We start from the raw sequence: 2,447 nt of genomic DNA, 5'->3' as shown, positions 1-2,447 counted from the left end.
GACGGCCCGGCCGAGCACCCCGACCTCGAACTGCGCCTGACCCTGGCCGAGGCGGGGGAGATCGCGACCGGAGCCCGTGCCCTCGCCACCGCCCTCGAGGACCCCGTCGCTTGACGGCCGCCGGGCTCCCGCGTCGGTAGCATCGGCGGGGTTGTGGCCGTATCGATCGAGGAGGAACCCGTGAGCAGCGAGAACACCGTCGGCACGATCACCATGATCGGATCCGGTGCGGCCAGTGCGACTCCCGACATCATGCGGGTCTCGCTGTCGGTGGAGACCCGGGCCGATACCGTGGCCGCCGCCTACGCGCAGGCCGGGACGCGCGCGGACGCGGTCATCGGGTCACTGCGCGCCGACGGGGTCGCCGGACGCGACATCAACACCAGCGGGCTGACGGTGCGCGCGGACACGGTGTGGACCGACGGGAATCGGGAGAAGCTGGTCGGGTACATCGCGGGCACGTCGCTGACGGTCACGCTGCGCGAGATCGCCGACGCCGATGGCGAAGCCAAGTCCGAGGGCGGACCGGCCGAGATCATCGCGCACGCGGTGGCCGCCGGAGGCGACGATGTGCGGCTCGGCGGGCTCACCCTCGCCGTCGCCGACGAGGAGATCCTGATGGTGGGCGCGCGCAACGCGGCCTGGGATCACGCGCTGGGCAAGGCCGAACAGTACGTGTTCCGGGCCGGGCGCACGCTCGGGCCGGTGCTCGAGATCACCGAGAACGTCTCCGGCCCGGTCCCGCAGCCGCGCATCGCCTTCGCCGCGGAGAAGATGTCCGACGCGGCGGGCGCGCTGCCGGTGCAGCTGGGCGAAAGCGAAGTGTCGGCGACCATTCGCGTCACCTGGCAGCTGGCCTGACCCGACGTCGCGGCGTACTCGCGCGGGATGCGCAGCGGGCGAGTGGATTCCGGCCACCGGCACGCCGGATCAGAGCTCGACGCGGCCCAGCAGCCAGGACGCCCGCGCGGCGGTGAGCTGGATGCGGAAGCGGGTGGCGTCGGGCCGGGTCCGGTGCGGGAACGGGTCGTCGACCACGAGGCCGCGCAGATCGTGCAGCAGTCGGGTGCCGTCGGCGATGCTGACGCGGCCGGTGTCGACGAGGTGGCGCACATTGCGGGCCCCATCGGGATCGCCGGTCCCCGCCGCATAGGCGGCCACCTGCTGCAACGCCGCGCGCAACCGCTTCTCGCACGCCGGAAACCGGCCCCGCTCATAGTGTTTGACCGCCTGGCGCAGATGATCGAGCGCGGTCTGCTGGCCGCGCACCTCCAGCTCCGTCATCAGCAACGACACCCGCTCGGCGAGCCGCACCGGCAGCCACGGGGTCGGCTTCAACCGGCAGCGCACCTCACCCTCGGGTCCCGCCGGACCCGGCCGGTCGAGCTTCAACCGATACCCGTCCACCAGCAGCGCGCCGCGCAATCCCGCCAGCCACGCCGGAAGCTGTTTGCGCGCCAGCGATTCCCCGCGCAGGAACCGCGCCACCGTCACCTCGACCAGATCCAGCAGTGCCCGATCCGCCTCCGCGCTCCCCGCCAGCGCCGCCACCCGCGCCCCGTACACGGGCGTCACCAACCGCCCCCAATAACTGTCCGCGTTCACCCACAACTCGCCCCGATACTCCGGCCGCTTGAGATCCGCCCCCAGCAACAGCGCCTCGAGCGAATGAAACCGCGACTGATCCCCATAGATCAACTCGACCACCGACGCCACAGTCGGATCCGACAACGTAGTCACGGGCTACATCTTGGCGCACCCCCAATCCCCCCGTCCCCCAACCCTTCCCCTGTCCCCATCGAGCCACCGTCCCGAACAAGATCAAGGTGTACTCAGTGCGGGAATTTGTCCGAATCACCGCAGTGAGTACACCTTGATCTTGAAGTCACCGCTCGAAGAGGGCGATGCACTCGATGTGGTGGGTGCCGGGGAAGGCGTCGAAGACGCGCAGGGCCGCGGGCTGGTAGCCCGCGGCGCGGTAGAGGCCCACGTCGCGGGCGAAAGCTGCGGGGTCGCAGCCGATGTGGATGATGCGGCGGGGGGAGCGCTCGCTCAAGGCCGCGATGACTTCCTTGCCCGCGCCCGCGCGCGGCGGGTCGAGCACGACGACATCCGGTGTGGCATCAGGCTGTTCGTGAATCCACCGCTCCACCCGCGCCACCGTCAAATCCACCCACGGCATATCCCGCAGTGCCGCACGCCCATCCGTCACCGCATCGCGCGCGAACTCGACCCCCTGCACCAGCCCGGCCTCACCCACTTGCCCCGCGAGCCGGGCCGCGAACACCCCGACACCGCAGTACAGATCCCACACCAGCGCCCCCGGCGCGGCCTGCGCCCACTCCGCGACCACGTCCGAATAGCACTGCGCCGCACCGTAATGCGGCTGCCAGAATCCGGTCGCCGATACCTCCCACCGCCGCTCGGCCACATACTGCACGGCCCGC

At 71.0% G+C, this 2,447-nt stretch carries 3 protein-coding genes; 1 reads left to right on the top strand and 2 read right to left on the bottom strand.

All coding sequences use genetic code 11. From position 1 onward, the window contains the following. Positions 1-180: 180 nt before the first annotated feature. Positions 181-861, top strand: a complete 681-nt coding sequence (locus tag ACWELQ_RS43755; RefSeq protein WP_452402863.1) for an SIMPL domain-containing protein — start codon at positions 181-183, stop codon at positions 859-861. 69 nt (positions 862-930) lie between these two features. Here ACWELQ_RS43755 and ACWELQ_RS43750 read toward each other — a convergent pair whose 3' ends face one another. Together ACWELQ_RS43750 and ACWELQ_RS43745 are read right to left on the bottom strand one after the other, a co-directional pair. Further along, a complete protein-coding gene (locus tag ACWELQ_RS43750) occupies positions 931-1,740 on the bottom strand; it encodes a hypothetical protein (RefSeq protein ID WP_452402862.1) in 810 nt (269 codons plus the stop codon). 145 nt (positions 1,741-1,885) lie between these two features. After that, the coding region (locus ACWELQ_RS43745) for a class I SAM-dependent RNA methyltransferase (protein ID WP_452402861.1) at positions 1,886-2,447 on the bottom strand (562 nt) is incomplete at its 5' end.

This window comes from Nocardia sp. NPDC004722, from assembly GCF_053601505.1.
The sequence above is the reverse complement of the archived record's forward strand: the minus strand, read 5'-3'. Positions and strand labels throughout refer to the sequence as shown.